The following is a 20,177-nucleotide window of genomic DNA, read 5'->3' on the forward strand; positions in this document are numbered from 1 at the left end:
AAAGCACTGCGGATTGAATGTTGTGAGCGGGAACATACGCGCTGTGGAACGACCCCGCCAGACCCAGGGCAGACACCGCGTCGTAACGATCGGATCACCGCACGCCCGGCTGACCCCCAGCGGCGCCGACGCCCTCGGCGGGCAGCGGTCCGGCAACTGCCGGGTCAGGGTTGAACACTTCGGCACACGCACCCTCGCGCGACGGGTGCAGCGACCGGCCCCGCACCGCTCGTTGACGGCTGGTCTACTCACCGAGTGGGACGAGGCCTTGCGGGCCGACGGTCAGAACCCCTGCCGCTGACAGCCATTGGAGCCTCCTGCCCAGCGAGGGTGCGATAGCTTGCCAGACATGACTGATCTTGGACTCGCCGCCTGGCCACCTGCCCCGATACGGACCGAGCGGCTCGTTCTCCGTGCATCCGAAGCCCGGGACCGCGCGGCAGCCATCGAACTGAACGCCTCGCCGGAGGTGAACGCTTACCTCGGTGGCCCTCAGCCGCGCGCCGAGCTCGAACGCACGATGCCGGAGGTGCCCGGACAGCGCCCCGGCTGGTTCGTGGTCGAGCTCGACGGAGCAATGATCGGTACGGTCCAGCTCAAACCCCACGCCCCGGACAACCACCGTCAGGAGGCCGGGGAGACGGAGCTCGGCTACCTGTTCCTACCGCAGGCATGGGGCCACGGGTACGCCACCGAGGCGTGCACGGCGGCGCTCGACCGGTTCGCCGGCGCGGTGCCCGGTGAGCCGGTGGTGCTCTACACCCAGACCGCCAACTCGAGCTCGATGCGCCTCGCGGCGAAGCTGGGCTTCACCGAGGCGGAGCGCTTCGAGGCCTGGGGCGCCGAGCAGTGGTTCGGCGTGCGGTCATCGGCCACCCGGTTCGACTGAACCTGTGCTCGACAGCGCAGATCCAACTGAGGACCGCGCCGAACCACAAGCGTGGCTGAGCGCAGTCGGTACGCGCGTGACAACCCTGACAGCCGCTCACCCCACGTATAGTGCAGGCGTTTTGGGGAACTGATGACCACGCCGCCGAGGAGGCCGTTGCATGGAGCCCGTCACGCTGATCACTGGTGGATCGACCGGGATCGGTGCCGCCACCGCCCGTACCCTCCTCAAGCAGGGGCACCGTGTGGCGGTCACCGGACGTGACGCGGGCAAGCTGGCCGCCTTCGCCGCTTCGGCCGGAGGGGGTGAGCGGCTGCTGACGATCACTGGCGACGCCGCCGAGGCGGAGGACGTCGCCGCCGCCGTGCGCCGGGTGGTTCAGGCATGGGGTCGGCTGGACAACGTCATTGCCAACGCCGGTTTCTCGCTGCCCGGCAACCTGGAGAGCCACTCTCCCGAGGACATGCGCGCCATGGTCCTCACCAACGTTCTGGGCCCGGCCCTCCTGGTGCGCGAGACCCTGCCGCAGTTGAGGGCGTCCAAGGGCCGGATCGTGTTCATCGGTTCCGTCGCCGGGGTGCGCAACACGCCCGGCAACCTGTACTCGGTCACCAAGTGGGCCGCGCACGCGCTGGCCGAGAACACCCGGCTGCTGGTCGGCAGGGACGGAGTCGGCGTCACCGTCGTCGCCCCCGGAGTGGTGGACACCGCCTTCTGGGCCGAGCGCGGCGGCACCCCCGGCGACGCGATGACCCCCGAGCAGATCGCCGACACGATCGCCTTCGCCCTCAACCAGCCTCCGGGCGTGGACATCAACCAGATCACCATGCGGCCGACCGGACAGCTCGGCTGAAGCCCTGGCTCAACAGTGCTGTTCAGCAACGGAGTTGATGGGGCGTCACTATACTCGCGGGCGGTGGACGGCATGCCGTCGTGATGTGCCGCCATTCGAGGCGAGGGATCCCCATGACCACAAGCACCGGGCGTCCGGTGGCCGACGTCGAATCCGCCAACATCGCGCGGATCTACGACTACTACCTGGGTGGGCTCTACAACTTCGATGTGGACCGGCAGAAGGCCGAGCGGATCAGGTCGATACTGCCCAGCGTCGAGCTGCTCGCCCGCGCGAACCGGGACTGGCTGCGACGTACGGTGCGGTACCTGCTCACGCAGGGGGTGGACCAGTTCGTCGACCTCGCGTCCGGGCTGCCCACCATGGGTAACGTGCACGAGGTGGCGCACGCCCGGAACCCGAAGGCCCGGGTGGTGTACGTGGACCACGAGCCCTCGGCCGTGCTGCACGGCGAGGAGATCCTCGCGGACGAGCCGCTGGTGGCGATGGTCGAGGCGGACGGCCGGTTCCCGGAGCGGATCTGGGAGCACCCCAGGGTCCGCGAGCTGATCGACCTCAGCCGGCCGGTAGGCATTCTGATGGGCGGCCTGCTGGTGTTCGTCGACGACAAGGACGACCCGGCCGAGCTGGTGGCCCGCTACCGGGACACCTGCGCGCCCGGCAGCTTCCTGGCGATCTCGCACCTGTCCGACGACCTGGCCGACCCTGAGACGCGGGCCCAGGTCGGTCGGATGACCGACGCCTACCTCGCCGGCGTGGGCCAGCAGCTCCACGTCCGTCCGCGAGACGTGATCGCGTCCTGGTTCGAGGGGATGGAACTCGTCGAGCCGGGGCTGACCCTGATGGCGGACTGGCGGCCCACCCCGGGCCACGCGGTGGACGCTCAGACCCCGTCGAAGGTACTCGGCTACGGCGCGACTGCCCGCACCCTCTGACCCCGGCGGGCCCGGAGCCCCGACCCGCCAGGGGCCACGGGGACACCCGCCCCGCCCGGGCGCGGCGGGTGTCGCTCCACCCATCTGCGTACAGCGCTGTGCTTTGCGCTCACTCCGCCGGCGATCAGTGCCGCCAATGGCCGAGGTGCCACCTCACTCCTGCACCAAAAGCTATTGACCATAGCCAAGGAAGCTAAGTAGCGTAGGTATCGCACCATCCAGCCACCGAATCTGGCCAACCCCCGTCCGCCGCAACGGAAGTGACGTCATGGAACTTGCCCCGCACCTGCACCGGCTCGGAACCGACATCGTGGCCTGCTACCTCTTCGACTCCCCCGAAGGCATCACCCTGATCGATGCCGGACTCCCCGGCCACTGGAGTGACCTCCAGCAGGAGCTGGACGCCCTCGGCAAGACCCCGGCCGACATCCGTGGCCTGATCCTCACGCACGGCGACAGCGACCACATCGGCTTCGCGGAACGTCTTCGCCGCGATCACGGCGTCCCGGTGTACGTGCACAGTGCCGACGCGCACCGCGCACGAACCGGCGAGAAGCCCAAGGCTCCGGCGGGACCGATGCGGCCGGCCCCCGCCCTGGGCTTCTTCTGGTACGGGCTGCGCAAGAACGGCCTCCGAACCGAATACCTCAAGGAGGTCACCGAGATCTCCGACGGCGACGTCCTCGCCCTGCCCGGCAGCCCGGTCATCATCGCCATGCCGGGCCACTCACCCGGCAGCGTCGCCGTCCACCTGCCCTCCGTGGACGCGGTCTGCGTCGGCGATGCGCTGACCACCCGTCACGTACTCACCGGCCGTACCGGTCCCCAGCCCGCGCCCTTCACGGACCACCCCGCCCAAGCCCTCGCGTCACTCGACCGCCTCACCCACCTGACGACCTCCTGGATCCTGCCGGGCCACGGCGCCCCCTGGCACGGCACCCCCACCGACCTCACCGCCACGATCCGCACCGCAGCCCACTGATCCCCCTACACGGACGGAGCAACGCAGCGCCCCGGCAGCACACCGGGCCTGCCCCCAGGGGATGGCGACAGCGCGTTCCTCGGCCTCTTCGGCGCGCCTCCGAGAGGAAGATCATGGCCGGAGCACGCCGACTGCCCGGCTTCGGGCACTGCCTCTGCGAGGCCGTCAGGGATACCGGGCAGGCGGCGGCAACGGGCAAGGCAGACAAGCCCGATCAGCCGAAGTGAACCTTCACTGCGAAGGTCTGCCGACCCCCTCCCGGCGACCGGGCCGGATGGGCACATGCCCAACCTGCCGGAGTCGGCCAGGGCCACCTCGCCCAGCAACTATTCACCTCACCAGGCATCAGCCACAGGCGCCTGGGGGTGCCGTCCCACTCCTCCCCCCTGTCACGCTGGCGCCCTCGACGAAGCCCGCTGCCTCCACCTCGCCATGCCCGGGATCAGCAAGGGGCTGAGGCTTCGTCACACTGCTCCGCACGTTCGGCCGCCGCCTTGACACCAGCAGTCCGCAAGCGGTGAACGAGAAGAGTCATCTCCGGCATCGTCCCTGCGAACACGCCGGCCCTGATCTGCTGAAGTGCCGCCTTCGCCTCTGCCAGTTCTCCGCCGAGCTCGGCGCGAAGAACCTTCATCACGACGGCCGGGCCGGCGAGAGGATCACTCAGTACGAGCCGCGCCTCACCGTGCTCCGCCAGAAGACGCCGACGCAGGTCGTCAGGTATCCGGCTTCCTCCTGGACCACACTCGTACGACGCGTCGTCACAGACTGGGCAGTGGTAGCCGATGTCCCATTCGAGCCTCTGCCCGACCAACGCCTGAACGCCGACGCACTCCGTCTCCGAGCCACAGCCCGAGCACTGCGAGGGGTACCTGACGGACTCGATCACCGCGACTTGCCCCATCCCCTGGCACAACCTTGACCACGCCAGAATCCAGGGCCCTGGGTCGAATGACAAGATCAGGCCGCTCCCCCAGCGCCAGGGGCGGGTGACATGACGTCAGTCCCACGCCGTTGCAGTCACCGCCCGCTCGGCCGCTCAGACATGGGATGTTTACGGGGTGCCGAGCATATGTTCACACCGGAACAGGCGCAGCAACGCAGGCCCGACCGGGACACCTCGCGCGCGCCATCGACGGAGAATCCACCCCGTCGATCCTTGGCCCTCAAGGAGCCTGACCGACCATGAGCCAGCATCAGACATTCCATGTCTGCCCGCGCCGCAGTTCATGACAGACCGTCACGAAAATAGGCAAACCACTCCACCAGCAGCCCATTCCGGTCGCCGCTCACCCGTTGACATCCCATGGCTACATGGCGGACCTTCATTCGTAACAAGCGGCGCCCATCGCCCGCCGGGCCACTTGCTCGAACCCCAGCACTCCCCCATTCCCCCTCGAGCGCAAGGGACGTGTCCATGACAAGCTCGTTCAGCAGGCGCAACTTTCTGGCCGGCGCCACCCTGGTGGCCGCGGCGGCCATGGCCAGAGGCGCACTCGGTGCCGGGATCGCCCAGGCGGCGCCGAGCACGTACACGCCTGACTGGAGCTCGGTGGACCAGCACCCGGCGGCGCCGGAGTGGTTCCAGGACGCGAAGTTCGGGATCTACTTCCACTGGGGCGTCTTCAGCGTGCCCGCGTACGGCAACGAGTGGTACCCGCGCAACATGTACCAGGCCGGGAACTCCGCCAACCAGCACCACATCGCGGTCTACGGCCAGCCGTCCGCCTGGCCGTACCACAACTTCATCAACGGAGCCCGGGACCTGGCGGGCAACCCGGTGAAGTTCGCGCCGAAGCTGAAGTCCGCGGGTGGAAACTTCGACCCCGACGAATGGGCGCAGCTGTTCGTGGATGCCGGTGCCAGGTTCGCCGGGCCGGTTGCCGAGCACCACGACGGTTTCTCCATGTGGGGCAGTCAGGTCAACGAGTGGAACTCGGTGAACAAGGGACCGGGGCTCGACCTGCTGCAGCTCTTCTCCACGGCGATCCGCGCCAAGGGTCTGAAGCTGCTGGTGGCCATGCACCACGCCTACAACTTCAACGGGTTCTACGAGTTCGTCCCCGCCCAGACGGATCCCAGCCTCAAGAAGCTCTACGGGCAGTTGGGCTCGGCCGCGCAGAACCAGCTCTGGTACGACAAGCTCAAGGAGGTCATCGACCGCGCCCAACCGGACATCCTCTGGCAGGACTTCGACCTGAGCGCCGTCGACGAGACGCAGCGCCTGAAGTTCCTGGCGTACTACTACAACCAGGCCAACGGCTGGGGCCGCGAGGTGGTCGCCACCTACAAGGACGGCCTGAACGGCAAGGGCGAGGTCTTCGACTACGAGCGCGGCGGCCCGGCCGACGTCACCTCCCCGTACTGGCTGACCGACGACAGCATCTCCAGCTCCAGCTGGTGCTGGACCCAGGGCATCGGCTACTACAGCACCCAGCAGATGCTGCACTCGTTCATCGACCGGGTCAGCAAGAACGGCAACATGCTGCTGAACATCGCGCCGATGGCCGACGGCACCATCCCCCAGGCGCAGAAGGACGTCCTGCTCGCCATCGGGGACCACCTGAAGCGCTTCGGCGAGTCGCTGTACTCGACCCGCGCCTGGACGGCGTACGGCGAGGGTCCGACGAAGATGGGCGGCGGCGCGTTCACCACGCCCCACGCCGGTACGCCGCAGGACATCCGCTTCACCCGAAACAAGGCCGGCACCGTTCTGTACGCCACCGTCCTTGGCTGGCCCGGTAGTTCGCTGACCGTCAAGACGCTCGGCTCGGACCGGATCGGTCTCTCCTCGCTTTCGTCGGTGAAGCTCCTGGGGACCACCGCCGGCACCTACATCGACCTGCCCACGCCCACCCAGAGCGCGTCCGGCCTCACGATCGCCCTGCCCTCCTCGGCTCCGTACGGTGCCAACGCCTACGTGCTCAAGTTCGCCTTCTCCGGCACCATCCCGGGCCTGCGACCCGCCGCCGGTGCCATCGGCTTCGCGGACGTCGGCTACAGCGGCGCCTACGCCACGCTCGCGCTCGGCGACTACACCGCAACGGATTTGACCGCAGCCGGAGTTGGCACGCGTACTCTCTCCTCCCTGCGGCCTGCTCCCGGCTACCAGGTGGTCGGGTACTCCGGGGACAACTTCACCGGCACCTCCTGGACCTTCACCGCCGACAATCCGGACCTCAGGGTCACCGGCAACAACGACCAGATCACCTCGCTGCGGGTCCAGTTCAACCCGGCCACGTACTTCCGGATCACCAACGCCACCAACGGCCTCGCCCTGGACAGCGGCGGCAACGTCGCCTCCGGCTCGGACCTCAAGCAGTGGACCTGGGACGGCAGTTCGAACCTCCAGTGGCATGCGGAGCCGGTCGGAGGCGGCTACTACCGACTGGTCAACCGCACGAACGGCATGGTCGCGGACGGCTGGGGCGCCACCGCCAACGGCTCCACCGCCCGGCAGGCCGCCTGGAACGGCGGCACCAACCAGCAGTGGGCCATCACCCACCGGGGCGGCGACCACTACTCGGTCGCCAACCGCACCACCGGTCTGGTCCTCGACGGCGGCGGCAACGTCACATCGGGCTCCGTCACCAAGCAGTGGACCTACAACAGCAGTTCCAACCTGCTGTGGAGCTTCACCGCGGTGTAGCCGGGCGAGCACTGTCGCACTCGGAAGAAGGAAGACGAGGGGAGAGGGACGGCATGCGACCGACACTCAGCGCGTGGTGGTGGCGACGCGGGAGACGTACGGGTGTGCTCACCGCGGTGACCGCCATCCTGGCGGCCCTGCTGACCGGGTTGGGGGCCGCCGGGACGGCACGGGCGGCCACCGTGGACACCGGTGCCTGGTACGTGCTGGTCAACCGGGGCAGCGGCAAGGCACTCGACGTGGCCGGAGCGAGCACGGCCGACGGGGCGGCCCTCTCGCAGTGGACCCGCCATGACGGCGCCAACCAGCGGTTCCAGTTCGTCGACTCGGGTGGCGGCTACTACCGGCTGAAGGCGCAGCACTCGGGCAAGGTGCTGGACGTCTACGGCTACTCCACCGTGGACCACGCGGACCTCGTGCAGTGGAGCGACGCGGGCAGCGCCAACCAGCAGTTCCGGCTGGCGGATTCGGCGGACGGCTACGTCCGGCTGATCAACCGCAACAGCGGCAAGGCCGTCGAGGTCGACAACGGCTCCACTGCGGACGGTGCCAAGGTGGTCCAGTTCACCGACTGGGGCGGGGCCAATCAGCAGTGGCGACTGGTCCGCGTGTCAGGCGTGTTGGCGCAGGTGCACACCGCCGGTCGGGTCAAGGACGCCGGAAGCACGGTGCAGTACAGCTGGCCCGGCGTGTACTTCGAGGGCCGGGTCAGCGGCACCGGCGTGGGGATCGTGCTCGACGACTCGGCCGCCGACTACGACGTCCAGATCGACGGGGCCACCGTCGTCACGCTCGTCACGCCCGGCAACACCACGCACTGGATCAACGGCCTGTCGAACAGCACGCACACCGTCCGGCTCGTCAAGCGCAACGACACCCCCTGGGACACCAGTACGTTCGGCGGCTTCGTCGCCGCGTCCGGCGGTGCCGTACTGGGCAAGCCGGCCGCCCGGAGCCGTCAGATCGAGTTTATCGGCGACTCCCTCACGGCGGGCTACGGCAACCTCTCGACCTCCCGCGCCTGCACCGGGGATCAGCTCAGGCACAGCACCAACGCCGACGTGAGCTACGGCGCCCTCACCGCACGGCAGTTCAACGCCGACTATCAGATCAACGGCTACTCCGGCCTCGGCATGGTGCGCAACTTCAACGGAGGCTCACCGGACGTCACCTACCGGAGCTTCTACGACCGCGCCCTGCTGAACGTGTCCGGCGACGTCTGGCAGAACTCCGGCACCTGGCATCCTCAGGTCGTGGTGGTCAACCTCGGTACCAACGACTTCTCGACCGCCGTCAACCCTGGTGAGCCGTGGACCGCCGACAGCCTCGCTGCCGCCTACCGCAACGCCTACGGCGACTTCCTCCAGAAGCTGCGCACGCGGTACGGGACCGGGACGACCATCGTGGCGGTCGCCGCCGGCCAGTACGCCGACCACGTCCAGCAGGTGGTCAAGGCACGCAACGACGCCGGCGACGGCGGGGTCCGCGCCTGGGCGCTCGACAGCTCCGGCCTGGACTTCCTCGGCTGCGACTGGCACTACTCGGCCCACGACGACCGGCTCATCGCCGACCGGCTCACCTCGTTCATCTCCGGTCTGCCGACCGGCTGGTGACGGCACCTGTCAACAGAGTGCCGTTCTGACGGCGCGTCAGTCAGCGCCCCGACTCACGGAAGAGAAGGCCTGCATGAAGAAGTCCTGGGTACTCCCCCTGATCTCGCTCGTCGCCGCCACGCTCGGAACGGCGGTGACCGGCGCGACCTCGGCCTCCGCCGCCGCCAACACGCCGCTGCGGGTCATGCCGCTGGGCGACTCGATCACCTGGGGCGTCGGCAGCAGCACGGGCAACGGCTACCGGGCTCCGTTGTGGGACAGGCTCACGGCGGACGGCCACCCGCTGGACTTCGTCGGCACCGGGCGGGGCGGTTCGATGTCGGATCCCGACAACGAGGGCCACTCCGGCTACCGCATCGACCAGATCGCCGCACTCGCCGACGCTCCGCTGACCCGCTACCGGCCCAACGTCGTGACGCTGGAGATCGGCACCAACGACCTCAACGGGAACTACCAGCCCTCCACGGCCTCCACCCGGCTGAGGTCGCTGGTCAACCAGATCACCGCCGACGTCCCCGACGCGACGGTCCTGGTGGCCTCCCTCGTCGTCTCCACCAGCGGCACGGAGGAGCAGTACCGGGCGGCGTACAACCAGGCCATCCCCCAGATCGTGAGCGACGCCCAGGCGGCGGGCAAGCACGTGGCGTACGTGGACATGAGCAGCCTGACGACGGCCGACCTGGCCGACGCCCTGCATCCCAACGACGCGGGGTACCAGAAGATGGCCGACGCCTTCCGTCGCGGCATCCAGGCGGCGGACAGCGCCGGGTGGCTGAAGAACCCGGCCCCGGCCGCCGCACGCGTGCAGTCCGGCATCGCCGGCAAGTGCCTGGACGTCAGCGGCGCCGGCACGGCCGACGGCACCGCAGTCCAGACCTGGTCCTGCAGCGGCGGCGTCAACCAGCTCTGGTCCGCCTACACCGACGGCACCCTGCGCTCCCTGGGCAAGTGCCTCGACGCGGCGGGCGCAGGCACGGCCAACGGCACCAAGGTGCAGCTCTGGGCCTGCCACGGCGGCGCCAACCAGGTCTGGCAGCCCTACAACGGCGGCTACCGCAACCCCGTCTCCGGCCGCTGCCTCGACGTCCCCGGCTTCTCCACGGCCGACGGCACACAGCTCCAGCTCTGGGACTGCAACCGCGGCTCCAACCAGACCTGGACCACCCTCACCGCCGGCTGACCCCACTCCCGGGACCTGAGCCCCTCCCCGCCCAGGTCCCGGGAAACGGCGGCGTCAGTCCAACAGCGCCAGCAGCCGTTCCGCCTGCCGCCCGGCCGTGCCCGGCGGGTTCCGGCGACCGGCCGGATCCTCGAGCGCTAGAACGAGAAGCCACAGCAGCGCGAAGAGCCGCCGGCACTCGACCAACCGATGCGCCTCACCTCGGGACAGCTCGAAGAGGTCGAGGAAGTACGGAACGTCCACCTCGCTGTCCACCCACGCCGAGACGTGCTCGACCACGTCCGCCAGCTCATAAGCGCGGTCGCTGCACCCGGAATCCTCGAAGTCGACCAGGCGAACCCGTGTTCCGTCCCACAGAAAGTTGGCGAGGTTCTCATCCGCCTGGCCGAAGACGGGCGAACCGTCCAACCCCTTCCCCGACTCCAGCTCCGACTGCTCCAGCCAACACATCCCGGCGGCAACCGCCCGGGCAACCGTCGGGTCCGCCACCAGGGCCGTCAACTGCTGCCACCGAGCCCGGACACCTTGAACGGCCTGGAGCTGATTCCACAGCCGGTTCGGCAGCCGCGCCGCCACATGCCCGGGGACAGCCCCGTGGAGGATGGTCAGAGCTCCGGCCATGGCTTCCAACTGACCGCGCGAAAGGCGCTGCCCCCGTAGCGGCGCCCCACCCAGGCGGGACATCTCCACCGTCGGGGAATCCGCCGACAGGTCGGCCCGCAGAGGCACGGGAGCCAGGCCCGGGGCGTACCGGTCCAGGAGAGTAAGACCGACCCACTCCCGCCGATGCTCGCCGTCACTATGGGACCGGAAGCGTTTGACCACGCGATCCGCCAGCAGCTCGACCCCGTGAGTGCCCCATCGATCCGTCATGTACGCCCCCCGCTGACAATCCGTCAACGCATGGTGTCACTTGGGCTCGCAGGTGTTCAGGACGGTGCCAAACTCCTGCCGGGTTGCGGTCCAGTCCCCGCCGGGGAGGCCGCTGCCTGGCCACCCGGGCCGACAGCGGACCGCCGGTCCGGGCGGCAGGAGCGCGCGGAGGCCGCCGACGCCGACCACACGCACTCGGCGGGCACACATTCGAGAGAACTGGATCTCGGGCCGCCGCGCCCGCCCCTCCACACCCCCGTCCGCCGGTCCTGGCGCTCCCGCACGCCGGTTGACCAGGCGCTCGGTGCACGACCCTCCGGGCATACCCGTGGTGAACCGACCGCGCGAACCCAGGAGTGTCCGGTGACCGAATCGCCTTTCCCGAGCAGTCCTCCGGCCGGGCAGACCGTCGTGTTCGACGCCCCGTTCTCCGACCGGAGGCAGTGGGCGGCCGGCGTCACGTCCGCCTACCCACCGGGTGGAGCCAACCCCGACGACAACAAGCTGGACCACCTGGTTCCGGGCTACGGGCCGGACGGAGACCGGTTCACGGCCGTCCGCGAGACCTCGCGCCGCTGGAGGACCCCGCTGGTGACCACCGAGAACACCGAGGGCGGCTTCGAACTCCGGCCCGGTGACCTGCTGGAGGCGCAGTGCCTGCTGTCCGCCACACAGGGTGCCTGGCCGGCGATCTGGACCTGGGGCCGCGACCTCTCCCCCGGTCACCCGCAGCCGGGCCACGGCGAGGTGGACGTCCTCGAGTACCACGACGGGCACCCCCGGATGCTCGAACTGACCAACCACGTCCGCCCCGGCGACTCGGCCTACCTGGACGGCCTGGTCACGCCGGGCCAGTGGCTCACCGTCAGCTGCCTGTTCGGCACCGACTCGGTGCGCTGGTCCGTGAACGGCCGCGAGGTGTACGCCGACGGCCGGGGCGTGGGCCCCGCTTGGCGGGCCTGGATCATCGTCAACCTGTCCGTCGCGGCCGGGCAGTGGGGCCACCGGAAGCCCCGGCCCGACGCTCGCCAACTCTCTTGGCGCTGCCGGGAGCTGCGGGTCCACCGCGCCATCTGACGGCCCGGCAGACGCTGACGGCCGGACCGTCGATACCCTGCACGACATGATCGACTCTTACACAGACCTGGACGATGCCGGGGTCGCGGTGGCCGCAGCCCGTGCCGGAGCGGACGTGGTGCGCAGCATGTACGGCCGGCGGCTCGCGCGCTTCGACAAGGGCGAGGGGGACTTCGCCACCGCCGCCGATGTCGAGGCCGAGCGGACCATCCTCGCCGTCCTCCGCTCCGCCCGTCCCGAGGACGCGGTGCTCGGCGAGGAGGGCGGCCACCAGGGGGCGGCCGAGGCGGTACGCCAGTGGCTGGTCGACCCCCTGTGCGGCACGCTCAACTACGCCGTCGGCAACCAGCTGGTGGCGGTGAACGTGGCGCTCCGCGACGGAGCGGCGGCGGTCGCCGACCCGTTCAGCGGCGAGACCTTCTTCACCGACGGTGTGACCGCCCGGGTCCGGCGCGAGGGGACCGACCTCCCGCTGGCTCCGACCTCCGCGACACGGTTGGTGGACGTCAACCTCGATCCCCCGTTCCCAGGCGCGCCCGATTTCCGGGCGGTGGAACTGCTGGCGCACCCGGGATTCGTCGAACGGTTCCGGCCCCGGGTGGTGTCCACCACGCTGGCCCTGGCCTGGGTGGCGGCGGGCAAGCGCGCCGCGTACGTCACCGACGGCGGCGACCTGTCCGCCAGCGTGCACTTCGCCGCCGGGATAGCCCTGTGCCGCGCCGCCGGATGTGTGCTCACCGGCATCGACGGCGGCCCGCTCGGACCGGCCGGACGCGGCCTGATCGCGGTCGCCGACGCCGAGACCCATGCCTCGCTCATGGAGCTGATCCGCAGTCAGGGGTAGCACGATGGACCGCCGGCTGCCGGACCCAGCGCAGCAGCAGGACGCTGACCAGGGCGGCGAGCGCGCACCACGTGGAGGCGAAGGCGGTACGCCAGAGGACGGTGCAGAGCAGCGCTGCGGCGGCCATCGCCCATCCGAGCTGCCGGAGGGCGGGGTCGGGGTGGAGGAGGAGCGGCCCGAGGGTGGCGAGCAGGTAGGCGACCAGCAGCAGCGGTGCCAGCGGGATGCCGACGGCGTAGCTGAGGGTGTGCCCGTGTACCTCGGCGCTGACCGGTCCGGCCAGGACCGCCACCGCCAGGGGCACGGCGGTGGCGACGCCGAGCAGGACGAACGGGAGCAGCCGCCGGGGCCGCCCGGCGGCATACCAGGCACCGAACGGGACCAGGATCACCAGGACCGGCATGGCGATCAGCGCCCAGACCATCCGGGCGGCTTGAGCGACCCTCGGAACGGCCCTCCCCTCACCGCCGAGCCAGACCGCGGCTTCCACCAGCTGGTGCACGCCGAGCGGCAGAGGCAGCGCGGCGAGCGGCAGCTGTCGTAACCGGCGCACCCCACTGAGGCAGGCCACACCGAGCCCGGTGACGACGGTGCCGGTGACGAGATCCGCCTCGGCGCTCCAGCACATCGGCTCCTCCCAGCACCCGAGATCGCTGGTCCACGGTAGACCGCCGCCCTCGGAAGGCCGTCTCGACCCGCCGACGTGTCCGCACTCGGCAGGCTGCGCGGCTGCGGACCGAAGCGGTCCGTCTGGTGCGCAAGGCCCGTCGCACTGGAGGCCGCAGGCCGATGCCCTCGCAGCCGCTGGCCCCGTTCTCACTGGTCCACAACTACACACCCTTCCAGCTTTTCTGACACCTCATCACCTCAGGCAACACGCCCTTCCACCCCCGCCGCTTCCCCTAGCCTGGTGCCCGGACGATCCGCTTCCTCCGGTCCCTACCACGGGAGGCTTCACCATGAGTCGAACAGGCACGTGTCCAAGGGTGCTCATCGTCGGGGCGGGTCTGGCCGGCACGGCCACGGCGATCCGGCTGCTCCGGTTCGCGCGCAGGCCGCTTGAGGTGGTCCTGCTGGAGCGGCGGTCGGACTACCGGTCGGCCGGTGTCGCCTACCACCGGGACGGCAATCCCTGGGACCACGTGTTCAACATCCAGGCCGGTCGGATGTCGGCGTTCCGGGAGGACGTCCACGACTTCGTCCGGTGGGCCAACCGCGAGGCGGACCGCCGGGACTGGCCCGCGCCCTGGGCCGAATGCGAGTTCGTCGAGCAGGGACCCGCACCCCGGCGAATCTTCCAGGACTACCTGATCGACCGCCTGAGCGAGGCGAGGCGGGAGGCCGGTCCGGGCGTCGTGCTCATCGAGGCGGAAGGCGAGGCGGTCGACCTCGAACTGGAGAGTTCTGTCGTTAAGGTGACGGTGCGTCATCCAGAGGGAACCCACGCGGTTCTGTCAGCCGACCACGTCGTCCTCGCCACCGGCCTGGAGCAGCGGGAGCCGCCCTTCGCCGCCGGCGTGCACGCACACCCGTCCTTCGTACGGCACCCGTACTCCGCCGCCGGTGTCCATAAGCTCCAGGCGCTGCCCCCCGAGGCGACGGTCGCCATCGTCGGCTCCGTCCTGAGCGCCTACGACTCCGCCGGCCTGCTGCTGCGGCGGGGCCACACCGGGCGGATCCACCTGATCTCCAGGACCGGGACGATGTTCCGGACCTACCCGGGCGGCCACGAGCACGGAGTGTTACAACTCCCTTGCCCCACCTCACTGCTGGAGACGTACCGGAATCGTGAGGAGTTCCTCGGCCGGGTCGGCGCCGAGTGGGAGGCGGCGTGCGCCGTGGTCGTCCGGAACCGCCCGGACATCGACCCGGCGGTGGTGGCCGAGCGGGTGGCGAAGGCGTGGGAGCCGCATCTGCCCGAAGTCCTCGCCCGCATTCCTTCGGCCGAACTGCGCAGCCTGCTGGATGAGTTCGGCACCGCGATCGCCGCGTTCCGGGTTGGTGCGGTGGAGTACACGATGTCGGTCATCGAGCGCGCGATGGACCCGGTGGACGGGCCGGTGCAGCTGCTCGTCGGCAAGGTGGAGGGGATCGCTCCGGCCGAATCGGGACGGCTGGTGGTCACGGTCACGACTCCGGAGGAGAAGCACGCCGTCGAGGCCGACCTGGTGGTGTCCAACTTCGGCCGGGAGTCGGACTACAGCAGGGTCGGACAGTCGCTCTGGCGCAATCTGCTCCGGAAGGGCATCGCGGTGCCCCACGCGCGCACCGGGCGAGGTCTGGAGGTGGACGGACACGGGACGCTGCTGGGCCGTGACGGGGAACCGGCCGGTCCGGTCTCCGCCGTCGGTGTGCTGCGCGAGGGTGACGAGATCGTGCGGAACGGCCGGACCGGTGCGTTCACCTTCAATCTCGCCGCCATCAAGAACCACTCGATCGCGGTGGCCGCGTGCGCGATAGAGCAACTGGAGCTTCGGGAAAGCAGGTTGGCCCGAAACTTGGCTCAATTCCATGGCCATGTCAGCAACATCGAGGAAGCGGCCCCGGAGGGCTACGAGGAGGCTGTTCTCCTGGAGGCGAAGAGGCTGGCCACCCGGACCCGAACCGAGCGGGAACTGATCGATGCCCAACTGGGCGCCCGACTACGGTCCGTGGGCGAACTCCTGACCCTCCGTCTGGAGGAATCCCAGTGCGACCGGCTGCTCAGGACGGTCGTCAACCGCGCCGCGGTCGAACGGCTCACCGACGTCTCCGTGACGCCGAGGCAGCTGCGCCGCCAACTGGGACTGGCGAACGACGAGGAGCTGGAGGACTAGGTGAACGGGCGACGGATTCAGGGATTCCTGTTGACCGGTGGCACGCAGAGCGTTCTGCGCGGCACCTGCAACCGTACGAGAACTCCGCGCGAGGGATCCATCCTGATCGCCCCTTCCCTGGAAGCCGCGCTGTACGAGGCCATCGTGGCGGCCCGTGCCGTCGTCTGCGGCTCCGGCGGGCTGACCGGCCACATGCAGTCGCTCTGCCGAGGCCGGGGCATCCCCGTGCTCCGGGTCGACCAGGCCGATCTCGCCGACCTGGTGGGCGAGGTGACGCTCGACCTGGAGAGCCAGTCGATCGTCCTCGGGCCCGACCCGGACACCGGGACCTCGGACCCGTCCGCCGGGAGTCCGTCGGTGGACGACCTCGGCTCGGCCTGCGCGGTCATCGCCGACCTCCAGGACATCCAGACCGTCAACGCCTGCGGGCCCAACGCGAAGCGGGTCGAGTCCTTCTTCATCCGGGAGGAGTTCCTCTGCCTGGCAGCCGGCCTGCGGCCGCTCGACGCGCTGGACGGCGGCCCAGCCGCCGTCGCGGCGTACGGGCGGGCCGTCGCGGACCGGCTGTGCGCCTTCGCCGACGCGCTGCTGCCCGACCAGCGGCTGGTCCTGCGGCTGCTCGACCTCCGCTCCGACCACGCCGCCGGGGTCACCCGCCTGGCCCCGGTCGCGGTCGAACCCAACCCCGAACTGGGCCTGCACGGCGCTCGCTGGCTGCTCGGCTCCGCCGAGTACCGGGACGCGCTGCACACCGTGCTCCGCTCCCTGCGCGAGCGGCTGGGCGACGCAGCGGGCCGAGTGCACCTCTCGGTACCGTTCCTGAACGACGCGGAGGAGTTCACCCAGCTCCGGGCACACCTCCAACTCCCGCCCGGGGTCAAGCTCTCCGCCTTCATCGAGACGCCCGCCGCCGTGCACGCCACCCCGGCGATCTGCGCCGCGGGCGCCGGGGAACTTTTCGTCGGTGTCAAGGACCTGGTCCAGTTCTACCTGGCCGCCGACCGCGGCAACCACCTGGTGGCCGAGTCCTACCAGACCCGCCACCCGGCCGTCCTGGACGGAGTACGGCGGGTGGTGGAGTCCGCCCACGCGGCCGGAACGCCCGTCCGGGTCTTCGCGCTGGGCTCAGACCTCGCCCACTACCTGGAACGCCTGCCGACCCCTGACGGCTTCATGATGTGCACCGCCGAACTCCGTCAGGTGCTCCTCGGGTCGGACCCGGCCCGGCAGGCCGCCTGACGGTACGTCAGCACCCTATGGCCGGAGCCTACGACGGTGCCGGGGCCGGTCGCGCCGCCGACCGTTCCCCGGCTCCGCCGGGGCGGCCCCACAGGACCTTGGCCAGCACCTTCGGCGCGAACAGCCCCTGTGGCGGCGACTTGAGGTTGGCCACCGCCAGGAACGCCCTGGTCACCTCGCCGTCCACGGCCGCCGCCCGGTGCAGCCGCGCCACATACCGGTTGAGCAGCCTCACCCTCAGCGTGCGGCGGCCCTCGACGAACGGGAACCGCAGATCGCCGCCGACGGACATGTCCCACGGCACGCTCACCGCCTGCGCCGCCCGCCGGAAGTACTCCCGGATCGCCGCCGGACCGCTCCCCCCGGCCAGGCAGTCCCGCAGCGCGACCGCCTGGAGGGCGGCGGCCGTCATGCCCTGCCCGTACGAGGGGTTGAACTGGCAGAACGCGTCACCGAAGACCAGGTAGCCGGCCGGCATCCGGTCGATCCGCTCGTAGTGGCGCCGGACCGACACCGGGATCCGCATCGCCCGGGGCTCCGTCAACGGCTCCAGGCGCTCCAGCAGGCGGTGCAGGTCGGGCACCGGCAGCCGCCCGGCGAAGCGGTGGAAGCCCTCCGGATCCACCGCCGGGTCGTCACCGTTCATACCGAACAGCGTCACCAGCCAGCGGTCCCCCTCGGCGCTCAGCGCGACCCCGCCGCGCGGCGCCGACGCCGAGGCACCCACCACGTACGCGTCGGCCGCCGCCTCGCCCGGCCGCCGCCGGTACTCGCGGGTCACGTACACCACCTTGGAGTCGACCCGCTCCTCCTCCGGCGGCTCGTAGCCCAGTCCGCGCAGCCACGCGACGCCCCGGTTGCTGCGCCCGGTGGAGTCCACGAACAGATCGGCGGCCACCGTCTGCGGCTCGGCGTTGACCCGCAGCAGTCGGACGCCGGTGATCCGGGCGTTGGCCGCGTCCGCCACCGGCTCCAGCACCTCGCACCGGTCCTGGAGCTCCACCCCGGGCAGCGCCGCCAATCGCGAACGCAAGTAGGTCTCCAGCGCGGGCCGGCTGACCATCAGGCAGGGCAGCGCCGAGTCCCCGACCCGCAGCTCGTGACCGTCGTTGAACCACCGCACGTCCGCCTGCGCGTCCCGCACCAGCGCGCCCTGCGCGACCAGGTCCTCCCCCAGGCCGGGGAAGAACTCCTCCATCACCTCGAACCCCCGCGACAGCACCCCGTGCGCGTGGTGGCTCTGCGGCACCCCCCGGCGCGGCACCCCCGCCTGCGGGAGCGTGTCCCGGTCCACCACGGTCACCCGCTCGTACGTCTCCGAAAGCACCCGGGCCGCCAGCAGCCCCCCGATGCCCGCCCCGGCCACGACTGCGTGTCTGCCCGTTCCGCTGTTCTCCGGCATGCCGTCCTCCTCGTCCCCGGTGTTACGGGGACAGCATGACCGTCGCGGCTTGTCAGCCGATTGGCATCCGATTGCCGCGCACGACAGAGCGGTCACCTGCGGCGCCGTCAGCAACCGCAGGTGACCGCTCGGTCAGCGCTCAGCACTCAGCACTGGGGACGACGACCGTGGTTCGCCCCGCGCTTGGCGCGGGCCTTCTTCTTACGACGGCGCTTCGACGACATGACCACTCCTCTCGGGACGGGTGACCCCACGTTCGCACACGCCGCTTCCCCGTGCCCGTCGGCCACGCTGAGGGCGGTGAGGCACCGTCACCCGGTCGGCCGCGCCGGACGGCGGGCCACCCAGACGCTCCGTTCGGCCCGGACGACGAGGTCCTCGCGGCGCAGCAGGCTCTCGGGCCCTTCACCGTCGACCAGGACGTCCAGTCCGGCGAGGTCGTCCGCGCTCAATCGGTCGCCCACGGCGTCCCGGGTCCGGCGCAGCAGGGCCTGGGCGTAGCGTCCGGTGGCCTCGGGCAGCGGGTGGCCCAGTTCGATGGTGACCAGCCGCTCGGCCTCGACGGTGAACCCGGCCTCGGCCAGGCGTGGCCCCCAGTCGGCGCCCAGGAGCGGCATCTGCTCCGCCCGGAGGCCGGCCAGCTCGGCCCGCAGGCGCTCCTCCAGGCCCGGCGTGCCGAGGCCGATGTCCTCGGGCAGGAAGCGCGGGAAGCCTTCGATCTCGACCACGGCCAGCAGGCCCCCGGGCCGCAGCGCCGCGTACACCTCCCGCAGGGTCCGGCCGGGATCCGCCAGGTGGTGCAGGGACGCCGAGGCCCACGCCAGGTCCGCCCGGCCGAGGTCGGGCCACCCGGCGTCCAGGTCCGCCTCGACGGTGCGCACCCGCTCGGCGAGACCGCGTCCGTGCGCCCGGTCCAGCAGGTGGCGCAGCAGGTACGGGGACTGGTCGACGGCCACCACCTCGGCGTCGGGGAACCGTGGCAGCAGGGCGAGGGTGCCGGTCCCCGTACCGCTGCCGAGGTCGAGGATCCGGCGTACGGGCGCGTCGTCGCGGGTGAGGTCCGCCAGCCAGGCGGTCAGCTCGGAGAGGTGGGCGCTCAGGACTTCGGCATCGAGGTCGAGGATGGCGGCCAGGGCTGCTTCGTCCGCCTCGGACTGTCCGGTGTGGTGGTGGTGCTGGTGCGTGTGGTGGGCCATGGCGCCGACCCTACGAGAGCTTGCGGATATCGCATAGCATCTTGCGCATGACGCAAGAAGACGGCGCCCTGGACGCCTTGGTGCGCAAACGGATCAGGGGACTGCGGGTCGCGATGGGCCTCTCGCTGGACCAGCTGGCCGAGCGCTGCTTCCTCAGCCCCTCCACCCTCAGCCGCATCGAGACCGGCCACCGGCGGATCAGCCTGGACCAACTGGCTTCGATCTCCCGTGCGTTGGGCACCACCCTCGACCAGCTGGTGGAGTCCCCGGACGACAGCGACGTGGTGATCCGGCCTCACCACGACCCGTCCCGGGGGCTCACCCAGTGGACCTTCAGCCGCAATCCCGACGTCCACGTGGCCAGGATGCGGATCACCAGACCAGCGCCGGCCTCAGCCGGTGCGCCGAAGGCCCAGCTCAAGGTCCACCCGGGCAAGGAGTGGTTCACGGTGCTGTCCGGCACCATCGTGCTGCTGCTCGGCGAGCGGCGGATCGTGGTCGAGGCAGGGCAGGCGGCCGAGTTCTCCACCATGGTTCCGCACGCCATCGGCGCACAGGGCGGCCCGGCCGACATCCTGGGCATCTTCGACCACGACGGGCAGCGCAGCCACCTCCGGTCCACCGAGTGA

General features: G+C 70.5%; 17 protein-coding genes. 12 read left to right on the forward strand and 5 right to left on the reverse strand.

Features of this window, described 5'->3' with window-relative positions:
• Positions 1-349 precede the first annotated feature (349 nt).
• From ACKUU6_RS00870 to ACKUU6_RS00885, 4 genes are all read left to right on the forward strand, one after another.
• Positions 350-889, forward strand: a complete 540-nt coding sequence (locus ACKUU6_RS00870; RefSeq protein WP_407986397.1) for a GNAT family N-acetyltransferase — start codon at positions 350-352, stop codon at positions 887-889.
• A gap of 160 nt (positions 890-1,049) precedes the next feature.
• On the forward strand, positions 1,050-1,742 hold the full coding sequence (locus tag ACKUU6_RS00875; protein ID WP_407986398.1) for an SDR family oxidoreductase: 693 nt from the start codon (positions 1,050-1,052) through the stop codon (positions 1,740-1,742).
• Between the two features lie 113 nt (positions 1,743-1,855).
• Positions 1,856-2,677: an SAM-dependent methyltransferase gene (locus tag ACKUU6_RS00880; protein ID WP_407986399.1), complete on the forward strand. Its 822-nt coding sequence runs from the start codon at positions 1,856-1,858 to the stop codon at positions 2,675-2,677.
• 268 nt (positions 2,678-2,945) lie between these two features.
• Positions 2,946-3,659, forward strand: coding sequence for an MBL fold metallo-hydrolase (locus ACKUU6_RS00885; RefSeq protein ID WP_407986400.1), 714 nt, complete (start codon positions 2,946-2,948; stop codon positions 3,657-3,659).
• Positions 3,660-4,101: 442 nt separating this feature from the next.
• On the opposite strand, the gene ACKUU6_RS00890 is transcribed toward ACKUU6_RS00885, so the two are convergent.
• Positions 4,102-4,548 (reverse strand): hypothetical protein, encoded by a 447-nt coding sequence (locus tag ACKUU6_RS00890; protein WP_407986401.1) that lies wholly within the window; start codon positions 4,546-4,548, stop codon positions 4,102-4,104.
• A 528-nt stretch (positions 4,549-5,076) separates the two neighbouring features.
• Between ACKUU6_RS00890 and ACKUU6_RS00895 the strand changes: the two genes are divergently transcribed.
• The 3 genes from ACKUU6_RS00895 (at position 5,077) to ACKUU6_RS00905 (ending at position 10,101) form a co-directional block, all read left to right on the forward strand.
• Entirely contained in the window at positions 5,077-7,308 is a 2,232-nt protein-coding gene (locus ACKUU6_RS00895; protein WP_407986402.1) for an alpha-L-fucosidase, read from the forward strand.
• Between the two features lie 53 nt (positions 7,309-7,361).
• On the forward strand, positions 7,362-8,921 hold the full coding sequence (locus ACKUU6_RS00900) for an RICIN domain-containing protein (RefSeq protein ID WP_407986403.1): 1,560 nt from the start codon (positions 7,362-7,364) through the stop codon (positions 8,919-8,921).
• 73 nt (positions 8,922-8,994) lie between these two features.
• Positions 8,995-10,101 (forward strand): ricin-type beta-trefoil lectin domain protein, encoded by a 1,107-nt coding sequence (locus tag ACKUU6_RS00905; protein ID WP_407986405.1) that lies wholly within the window; start codon positions 8,995-8,997, stop codon positions 10,099-10,101.
• 54 nt (positions 10,102-10,155) lie between these two features.
• Here ACKUU6_RS00905 and ACKUU6_RS00910 read toward each other — a convergent pair whose 3' ends face one another.
• Entirely contained in the window at positions 10,156-10,974 is an 819-nt protein-coding gene (locus ACKUU6_RS00910) for a phosphotransferase (RefSeq protein WP_407986406.1), read from the reverse strand.
• 363 nt (positions 10,975-11,337) lie between these two features.
• Between ACKUU6_RS00910 and ACKUU6_RS00915 the strand changes: the two genes are divergently transcribed.
• Both ACKUU6_RS00915 and ACKUU6_RS00920 read left to right on the forward strand, forming a co-directional pair.
• Positions 11,338-12,051, forward strand: coding sequence for a beta-glucanase (locus ACKUU6_RS00915; RefSeq protein WP_407986407.1), 714 nt, complete (start codon positions 11,338-11,340; stop codon positions 12,049-12,051).
• A 46-nt stretch (positions 12,052-12,097) separates the two neighbouring features.
• The gene (locus tag ACKUU6_RS00920) at positions 12,098-12,895 is read left to right on the forward strand and encodes an inositol monophosphatase family protein (protein ID WP_407986408.1); all 798 of its coding nucleotides are present in this window, start codon (positions 12,098-12,100) and stop codon (positions 12,893-12,895) included.
• On the opposite strand, the gene ACKUU6_RS00925 is transcribed toward ACKUU6_RS00920, so the two are convergent.
• Positions 12,867-13,523 (reverse strand): DUF6629 family protein, encoded by a 657-nt coding sequence (locus ACKUU6_RS00925; protein WP_407986410.1) that lies wholly within the window; start codon positions 13,521-13,523, stop codon positions 12,867-12,869. The genes ACKUU6_RS00920 and ACKUU6_RS00925 overlap by 29 nt on opposite strands.
• Before the next feature lie 331 nt (positions 13,524-13,854).
• On the opposite strand from ACKUU6_RS00925, the gene ACKUU6_RS00930 reads away from it, so the two are divergent.
• Positions 13,855-15,711 carry an FAD/NAD(P)-binding protein gene (locus ACKUU6_RS00930; protein WP_407986411.1) on the forward strand — a complete coding sequence of 619 codons (1,857 nt, stop codon included), beginning with the start codon at positions 13,855-13,857 and terminating at the stop codon, positions 15,709-15,711.
• Positions 15,712-15,741: 30 nt separating this feature from the next.
• The gene (locus ACKUU6_RS00935; RefSeq protein ID WP_407986412.1) at positions 15,742-16,950 is read left to right on the forward strand and encodes a putative PEP-binding protein; all 1,209 of its coding nucleotides are present in this window, start codon (positions 15,742-15,744) and stop codon (positions 16,948-16,950) included.
• A gap of 28 nt (positions 16,951-16,978) precedes the next feature.
• Here ACKUU6_RS00935 and ACKUU6_RS00940 read toward each other — a convergent pair whose 3' ends face one another.
• On the reverse strand, positions 16,979-18,352 hold the full coding sequence (locus ACKUU6_RS00940) for an FAD-dependent oxidoreductase (RefSeq protein ID WP_407986413.1): 1,374 nt from the start codon (positions 18,350-18,352) through the stop codon (positions 16,979-16,981).
• A gap of 311 nt (positions 18,353-18,663) precedes the next feature.
• The gene (locus ACKUU6_RS00945) at positions 18,664-19,548 is read right to left on the reverse strand and encodes a class I SAM-dependent methyltransferase (protein ID WP_407986414.1); all 885 of its coding nucleotides are present in this window, start codon (positions 19,546-19,548) and stop codon (positions 18,664-18,666) included.
• A 47-nt stretch (positions 19,549-19,595) separates the two neighbouring features.
• Here ACKUU6_RS00945 and ACKUU6_RS00950 point away from each other — a divergent pair, with 47 nt between their 5' ends.
• A complete protein-coding gene (locus ACKUU6_RS00950) occupies positions 19,596-20,177 on the forward strand; it encodes a helix-turn-helix domain-containing protein (RefSeq protein ID WP_407986415.1) in 582 nt (193 codons plus the stop codon).

Origin of the sequence: Kitasatospora sp. CMC57, from assembly GCF_045866025.2 — a bacterium.
In the GTDB taxonomy this organism is placed as follows: Bacteria; Actinomycetota; Actinomycetes; order Streptomycetales; family Streptomycetaceae; genus Kitasatospora.

What these genes read in the sequence shown, in the direction of transcription:
- ACKUU6_RS00895 (WP_407986402.1), top strand. Translation starts at nt 5,077, where the DNA reads ATGACAAGCTCGTTCAGCAGGCGCAACTTTCTGGCCGGCGCCACCCTG.
- ACKUU6_RS00870 (WP_407986397.1), top strand. Translation starts at nt 350, where the DNA reads ATGACTGATCTTGGACTCGCCGCCTGGCCACCTGCCCCGATACGGACC.
- ACKUU6_RS00945 (WP_407986414.1), bottom strand. Translation starts at nt 19,548, where the DNA reads ATGGCCCACCACACGCACCAGCACCACCACCACACCGGACAGTCCGAG.
- ACKUU6_RS00875 (WP_407986398.1), top strand. Translation starts at nt 1,050, where the DNA reads ATGGAGCCCGTCACGCTGATCACTGGTGGATCGACCGGGATCGGTGCC.
- ACKUU6_RS00880 (WP_407986399.1), top strand. Translation starts at nt 1,856, where the DNA reads ATGACCACAAGCACCGGGCGTCCGGTGGCCGACGTCGAATCCGCCAAC.
- ACKUU6_RS00885 (WP_407986400.1), top strand. Translation starts at nt 2,946, where the DNA reads ATGGAACTTGCCCCGCACCTGCACCGGCTCGGAACCGACATCGTGGCC.
- ACKUU6_RS00950 (WP_407986415.1), top strand. Translation starts at nt 19,596, where the DNA reads ATGACGCAAGAAGACGGCGCCCTGGACGCCTTGGTGCGCAAACGGATC.
- ACKUU6_RS00940 (WP_407986413.1), bottom strand. Translation starts at nt 18,352, where the DNA reads ATGCCGGAGAACAGCGGAACGGGCAGACACGCAGTCGTGGCCGGGGCG.
- ACKUU6_RS00905 (WP_407986405.1), top strand. Translation starts at nt 8,995, where the DNA reads ATGAAGAAGTCCTGGGTACTCCCCCTGATCTCGCTCGTCGCCGCCACG.
- ACKUU6_RS00900 (WP_407986403.1), top strand. Translation starts at nt 7,362, where the DNA reads ATGCGACCGACACTCAGCGCGTGGTGGTGGCGACGCGGGAGACGTACG.
- ACKUU6_RS00920 (WP_407986408.1), top strand. Translation starts at nt 12,098, where the DNA reads ATGATCGACTCTTACACAGACCTGGACGATGCCGGGGTCGCGGTGGCC.
- ACKUU6_RS00925 (WP_407986410.1), bottom strand. Translation starts at nt 13,523, where the DNA reads ATGTGCTGGAGCGCCGAGGCGGATCTCGTCACCGGCACCGTCGTCACC.
- ACKUU6_RS00910 (WP_407986406.1), bottom strand. Translation starts at nt 10,974, where the DNA reads ATGACGGATCGATGGGGCACTCACGGGGTCGAGCTGCTGGCGGATCGC.
- ACKUU6_RS00930 (WP_407986411.1), top strand. Translation starts at nt 13,855, where the DNA reads ATGAGTCGAACAGGCACGTGTCCAAGGGTGCTCATCGTCGGGGCGGGT.